General features: G+C 48.6%; 8 protein-coding genes. 3 read left to right on the top strand and 5 right to left on the bottom strand.

From position 1 onward, the window contains the following. The first annotated feature begins 122 nt into the window (after positions 1-122). Together A918_RS0107485 and A918_RS0107480 are read left to right on the top strand one after the other, a co-directional pair. Positions 123-650, top strand: a complete 528-nt coding sequence (locus tag A918_RS0107485; protein ID WP_022710461.1) for a GNAT family N-acetyltransferase — start codon at positions 123-125, stop codon at positions 648-650. Positions 651-666: 16 nt separating this feature from the next. After that, positions 667-1,029, top strand: a complete 363-nt coding sequence (locus A918_RS0107480; RefSeq protein WP_022710460.1) for a VOC family protein — start codon at positions 667-669, stop codon at positions 1,027-1,029. A 3-nt stretch (positions 1,030-1,032) separates the two neighbouring features. Here A918_RS0107480 and A918_RS0107475 read toward each other — a convergent pair whose 3' ends face one another. Next, a complete protein-coding gene (locus tag A918_RS0107475; RefSeq protein ID WP_245257301.1) occupies positions 1,033-1,500 on the bottom strand; it encodes a GNAT family N-acetyltransferase in 468 nt (155 codons plus the stop codon). A gap of 23 nt (positions 1,501-1,523) precedes the next feature. Here A918_RS0107475 and A918_RS0107470 point away from each other — a divergent pair, with 23 nt between their 5' ends. After that, positions 1,524-1,901: a glyoxalase superfamily protein gene (locus A918_RS0107470; protein WP_022710458.1), complete on the top strand. Its 378-nt coding sequence runs from the start codon at positions 1,524-1,526 to the stop codon at positions 1,899-1,901. Positions 1,902-1,956: 55 nt separating this feature from the next. On the opposite strand, the gene A918_RS0107465 is transcribed toward A918_RS0107470, so the two are convergent. The 4 genes from A918_RS0107465 to A918_RS0107450 form a co-directional block, all read right to left on the bottom strand. Further along, a complete protein-coding gene (locus A918_RS0107465) occupies positions 1,957-2,706 on the bottom strand; it encodes an amino acid ABC transporter ATP-binding protein (RefSeq protein WP_033315959.1) in 750 nt (249 codons plus the stop codon). 196 nt (positions 2,707-2,902) lie between these two features. Further along, on the bottom strand, positions 2,903-4,057 hold the full coding sequence (locus A918_RS0107460) for an amino acid ABC transporter permease (protein WP_033315953.1): 1,155 nt from the start codon (positions 4,055-4,057) through the stop codon (positions 2,903-2,905). Between the two features lies 1 nt (position 4,058). Next, positions 4,059-5,252, bottom strand: coding sequence for an amino acid ABC transporter permease (locus A918_RS0107455; RefSeq protein WP_028233513.1), 1,194 nt, complete (start codon positions 5,250-5,252; stop codon positions 4,059-4,061). A gap of 359 nt (positions 5,253-5,611) precedes the next feature. Next, positions 5,612-6,643 carry an amino acid ABC transporter substrate-binding protein gene (locus A918_RS0107450; RefSeq protein ID WP_028233512.1) on the bottom strand — a complete coding sequence of 344 codons (1,032 nt, stop codon included), beginning with the start codon at positions 6,641-6,643 and terminating at the stop codon, positions 5,612-5,614. Positions 6,644-6,714: the final 71 nt, after the last annotated feature.

Raw genomic sequence — 6,714 nt, 5'->3', positions numbered from 1 at the left:
TCAGTAAAACCGCTCTAATTCTTTGTTTTACGCGTATCCCGAAAACCGCTTCGCACTTTTCGGGATACGCTCTAGTGGCAGCATATTACATCAAATCAGACAGATTGAGACAGGAGCCAAATTTGATAATTTATCGCACGGCCAAATCCTTCGACGCTGCAAAACTGGCAGCTTTATCTATCGAAGTCTGGCTGCATACCTATGCCAAGGCAGGTATCAGCACTGTTTTTGCTGAATATGTGCTGCAGCGTTTTACGCCGCAATATTTTGAACAGATGATCGCGGATAACGCAAAACAGATCATTGTCGCGGAACAGGATGATCATCTGCTCGGCTATATTGCCATTGATTATCATGCCGCACTGCCCGAAAGCCTGCATGCGCTGACAACAGCCGCAGAGATCAGCACACTTTATTTCAGAGCCCGTCATGCCGGATGCGGGATCGGCTCTGCCCTCATGCAACAGGCACGTGAAGCGGTAAAAGCACAAGATATCGACCATATCTGGCTTTCGGTCTTGCATGATAACCACCCTGCATTACACTTCTACAGGCAACAGGGTTTCCAAAGGCAGGGTTCAATCTGGTTTGAACTTCCCGGTGAGCGCCATGAAAATTACGTGCTGATACAACCGACTTTGCCTGCCTGAACTACAGGAGAAAACAATGCCGATACTCGGACTGGATCATATTCAGCTTGCAATGCCCGCCGGTGGTGAGGACAAAGCCCGAGCCTTTTATACAGGCCTGTTAGGCATGACGGAGGTTCCCAAACCCGACAATCTGGTAAAACGCGGTGGCTGCTGGTTTGAGTTGCATGATCTCAAAGTTCATCTCGGCGTTGAGCGCGGCTTTGCCCCTGCGCAAAAAGCGCATCCGGCTTTTCTGGTTGATGACTTGTCCGCATTTTTAGCAACACTCGCAGAACATCAGATTGAATCGACAGAGGATGAACCGCTGGCCGGTTATCTTCGTGCCTATATCAATGATCCGTTCGGCAATCGTATCGAGCTGATGCAGAAATTATAAAAACTATACCTGATGAAACATCAGGCAGGAGGAGCCTCTGACAAAGCCCTGTTTTTCATAAAACGGAACCAACCGTTCAGGGCAATAGAGTTCAAAACTCTGAACTTTTTGCAGATCAGGGTGCCGGATGATGCGTGAAACAATTTCCTGTCCAAGTCCCTGCCCGCGCGTGGATTCATCCACAATCACATCAAAAATCAATGCTTTAAAAGTATAATCCGTCAGCACACGGGCAAAACCAATGACGCGATCCTGCATATCACAACAGGCGATAATCAGATCGCAATGCATAAGCATTTTGATAGCATCCTCATAAGAGCGGCTCTGCGTCCACCATTCCTTAATGTAGAGTTCAAAGAAACTCTGATGGTGTTTTTGCTCCAGCTGGTTCAGCCATTGATATTGCATTTTTTCTCCCATCGCTGCCTGTATAGTTTTAATATGAATTTTATAGGCATACTTTATAGTCACGGCAAAACACCGGAGAACATCTTATGAGCAATGTCCAGTTTGAGCAGGTTTGCCCTATTTTCAGAATTTTTGACATTGAGAAAGCCAGAGAATTTTATCTCGACTATCTGGGTTTTCAATGTGACTGGGAACATCGCTTTGCTGAGAATATGCCGCTCTATATGCAGGTTTCGCGCGGCAATCTGGTGTTGCACCTCAGCGAACATCACGGTGATGGCAGCCCCGGTGCTAATATTTTCGTGCGTATGCAGGGTGTTGATAGCCTGCATAAGGAAATCAGCAGTCGTAAATACCGTTTCCTGCGCCCCGGCATAGAAAATGAACCATGGGGCCGGGTTCTGGCTGTGATTGATCCTTTCGGCAATCGTATCCAGTTCTGCGAAGGTCCGCATGGCGAATAGATAATAAAAAACACCCGCAATTTGCACTGCGGGTGTTTTAATATGTTTCTGAAAATTAATGCAGAATCTGGCTGAGGAACAGCTTGGTGCGCTCATGCTGCGGATTGTCAAAGAATTCGGATGGTGAATTCTGCTCAACAATCTGTCCCTGATCCATAAAGATCACGCGGTTGGCGACCTGACGCGCAAAGCCCATTTCGTGGGTTACGCAGATCATGGTCATGCCTTCTTCAGCGAGGCTGACCATGGTGTCCAGCACTTCCTTGACCATTTCAGGATCAAGCGCAGAGGTCGGCTCATCGAACAGCATAATACGCGGCTTCATGCAGAGTGAGCGGGCAATCGCCACGCGCTGCTGCTGACCACCGGAAAGCTGACCCGGATATTTATTTGCCTGCTCCGGAATCTTAACGCGTTCCAGATAATGCATCGCAATTTCTTCTGCCTGTTTTTTCGGCATTTTGCGCACCCAGATCGGCGCAAGCGTGCAATTCTCAAGAATTGTCAGATGCGGAAACAGGTTGAAATGCTGGAAAACCATGCCGACCTCGCGACGCACTTCATCGATCTTTTTCAGGTCATTGGTCAGCTCTTTGCCGTCCACAATGATCTGGCCTTTCTGATGTTCTTCAAGGCGGTTAATGCAACGGATCATCGTTGATTTACCGGAACCGGAAGGTCCTGCCACGACAATACGCTCCCCGCGCATTACCCGCAGATTAACATCGCGAAGCACATGGAATTCACCATACCACTTATGCATTCCGACAATATCGACTGCGACATCGGTTTTGGATATTTCCATAATTGCTCCCGTTTCTTCCATCGTCGGCTTCAGCAAAGCGCCCGATTGCATGCTCATTCTTTATTCCCTCACTGACCATCCGCAGCAATAATGCTGATGGTATTCCCGATTGAATGGTTTCATCCGTCTGAATGAAAACATTTCTGTTCTTTGGCAGCTTTGAGCGAAAAACCAACTCCCGGTTTTCCGCAGCCGCTTACCGATGGCTCGTATCCAGCCTTCTCTCCATATATAGCGAATAACGCGACATACAGAAACAGAAAATCCAGAATACAAATCCGGCAAAAACAAGACCCGTTGCCGGTGTCTGCGGTGTTGCCCAAGTGGCATCCGAAAAATTCTGCCTGACGATTCCAAGCAGGTCGAACATACCGATAATGTAAACAAGACTTGTGTCTTTGAACAAGCCGATAAACGTGTTCACAATACCCGGCAAAGCAAGTTTCAGCGTTTGCGGCAGGATAATGAACAGAGTTTTCTGCCAATAGCTCAAGCCCAGCGAATCCGCGCCTTCATATTGCCCTGACGGAATCGCCTGCAAGCCGCCGCGAATGACTTCAGCCATATAGGCGGAAGCGAATAAGGACACGCCGACCAGCGCACGCAAAAACTTATCAAAGCTGGTGCCCGGCGGCATAAACAGCGGCAGCATGACGCTGGCCATGAACAGCAATGCCACCAGCGGCACACCGCGGATAACCTCAATGAAGATCACACACAGTGCCTTGATAACCGGCATATTGGAACGCCGCCCCAAAGCCAGCAAAATACCCATCGGCAGCGATACGGTAATCCCCACCACGGACAGGATCAGCGTGACCAGCAGACCGCCCCAGAGCGAGGTTTCAACATAACGCAGACCGAATGAACCGCCAACCAGCAGGAAATAGGTGAAAACCGGAAAAACAAGGAACAACAGAACTGCGTTCAGCATTTTATGCGGCAGCTTGCCGATCAGCATCGGCACCAGCAAAATCACGAAAACCAGCGCCACGAGTTTCACACGCCAGCGTTCATCAACCGGATAGCGCCCGTAGAGAAATTGCTGGAGCTTTGCATCGACAAAAGCCCAGCAGGCACCCGACCAGCCATCCGGCTGCAAGCCACCCTGCACCGTTGTGGTACAGAATGTGCGGTCAGTCCCCGCCCAGACAGCATTGACAAACAGCCAGTTTATCAACCCCGGCAGAAACCAGACAATCAGCGAAATACCCATGATTGTCAGAACGGTATCTTTAAGGCTCGAAAACAGGTTTTCTTTCGTCCATGAAGCAATGCCTTTCTGACTGGCAGGTGCCGGCATCGGATCAACCATTTGCGAGCGTACATATTGTAAGTCTGAATTTGTCATCTTACCGCTCCACCAATGCCATTTTCGCGTTAAACCAGTTCATGAATGCAGAGGTAATGAGGCTGATGCCGAGGTAAACCGCCATCCAGATCGCCACAACTTCTACCGCCTGCCCTGTCTGGTTAAGCACCGTACCGCCGACAGCCATCAAATCCGGATAGCCGATAGCAATCGCCAGAGACGAGTTTTTCGTCAGATTGAGATATTGGCTCGATAAAGGCGGAATGATAATCCGCATCGCCTGCGGCACGACAACAAGGCGCATCGCCTGCGGTCTGCGCAAGCCCAAAGCTGCCGCAGCCTCTGACTGGCCTTTGCTAACCCCTTTGATACCGCCGCGTACCGTCTCCGCGATGAAGGATGCGGTATAGAATGACAGGGCCAGATAAAGTGCCAGAAACTCAGGCTTCACCTGTGTACCGCCGGTCAGATTGAATGAGCCAAGTTTCGGAATATCAAAGCTGACAGGCATTCCCGTGATGAAAAATGCGAGCGCCGGCAAACCGATAATTAGTGCCAAAGCAACACGCCAGAACGGAAAAATCTGCCCCGTTTTTGCCTGACGCAAACGTGCCCAGCGATGAATGACAAAGGCTGCAATAACAGCGGCAACGAAAGCCGCGAATATAAGCCATGCATTCTCGCCCCAGATTATGGACGGAAAGAAAAAACCGCGCTTGTTCAGATAAGTATCAAACGGCAAAGCATAGCTGCCGCGCACTTCCGGCAGAACCGACATTACGCCGAAATACCAGAAGAAAATCACGAGCAATGGCGGGATATTACGGAAAGTCTCGACATAAATGGTACAGATTTTGGCGATCAGCCAGTTTCCCGAGAGACGCCCGATACCAACCAGAAATCCGATAACCGAGGCTGTAATGATGCCCAGTACAGCAACATAGAGCGTATTCAAAAGACCGACCACAAAGGCCCGTGCATAGTTAGAATCCGCATCATAACTAATCAGCGACTGGCTGACGTCGAAACCTGCGCGACTTTTCAGAAAGTCAAAACCGGATGCAATGTTCAGCCTCTGCAAATTTGCGGCTGTATTTCCTATTATCCAATAAATCAAAGCAAAAACTGAAATAAAAACAACCGCCTGATAAAATAATCCGCGCATTTTCGGATTATTCAGGAGGGAAACTTGTGTTTCCTGTCGCTTGCCGGTTACGGCGCTTTGATCTGCCATGCGCACCTCATGCTCTGCTGTCAGATATTTGACCAGATATTTGAAAAGCCCCCTGCGCCTTTTCACCTATAGCCGGATTATCAAATTATAAATTTCAGACAGGGATTTCGGCCATATCGGCAGGTACCTTAAATAGCGGTACAATCTTTCAGCTATCTTTTGTTTTTATTGCACGTCAAAAAGCGTTTCATGCTCAAGCTATTTGCTTATACGCGTATCTGACCCGAAAACCGATCCCCGCTTTTCGGATACGCTCCGGACGGCACAAAATTACAATGTTTCAATTATATTTCAGGTACAGAAAGCTATCCTGCACCACATGATGTGGTGCAGGTGCTTATTCTGATTATACGCCGATATTAGCGGATTGGTATACCATATTGCAGACCACCTTTGGTCCACAGCGCATTAATACCGCGGGCAATTTTCAGCGGGCTTGTTGTGCCGATATTGCGTTCAAAAATCTCGCCGTAATTGCCGACATTTTTAACAATCTTCACAACCCAGTCATTATCAAGACCCAGATCGACGCCGATCTTGGTTTCAGCTTCTGTTCCGAGAAGACGTTTGATTTCAGGTGAATCAGACTTCATCATCTCTTCAACATTAGCCTGTGTAATACCGGCTTCTTCCGCATTCAGAAGTGCGTTATGAACCCAGCGCGCCACATCGGCCCATTGTGCATCGCCCTGACGGACAACAATACCGAACGGCTCTTTGGAGATGATTTCCGGAAGAACGACGTGATCGTCAGGGTTGGAAAGCGCCAGACGCACACCGTAAAGGCTGGACTGATCCGTTGTGTAAGCATCGCAACGGCCGCTGTCATAAGCAGCATTGGCCTCTTCGATTTTCTCAAAGACGACCGGATTATATTCCATTTTATTGGCCTTGAAATAATCGGCCATGTTCATTTCAGTTGTTGTACCTGCCTGAACGCAAATTGATGCGCCGGACAGCTGCAATGCTGATTTAATATCCGGAAGTTTCTTACTGTTGACCATAAAGCCCTGGCCATCATAGTAATTCACACCGGCAAATTCCAAGCCGAGAGATGTATCACGGCTGATTGTCCAGGTTGTGTTGCGGATAAGAATGTCGATTTCACCGGATTGCAGCGCAGTAAAGCGCTCCTTGGCATTCAGCGGTGTAAATTTAGCCTTGGTTTTGTCCCCGAAAATAGCCGATGCCACAGCACGGCAATAGTCAACATCGAAACCAGACCATTCCCCCTTATCATTCGGGGCGGCAAAACCCGGCAGACCCGTATTGGTGCCGCATTGTACAAAGCCTTTTTTCTTCACATCATCCAATGTGCCGGCAATTGCTGCAGAGGTTGTAACGGTCAAAGCAGCCACGCCGGCCAATTTGAGTAAAGTTGACTTTTTCATATGATGCTCACCCTCATTATCGTTAAACTTATTATCAGCATTCAAAAATCAATTTCGGCATTCTGTCATAT

The sequence above is a fragment of the Pseudochrobactrum sp. AO18b genome, from assembly GCF_000409565.1.
Classification (GTDB): Bacteria; Pseudomonadota; Alphaproteobacteria; order Rhizobiales; family Rhizobiaceae; genus Pseudochrobactrum; species Pseudochrobactrum saccharolyticum.
The sequence above is the reverse complement of the archived record's forward strand: the minus strand, read 5'-3'. Positions and strand labels throughout refer to the sequence as shown.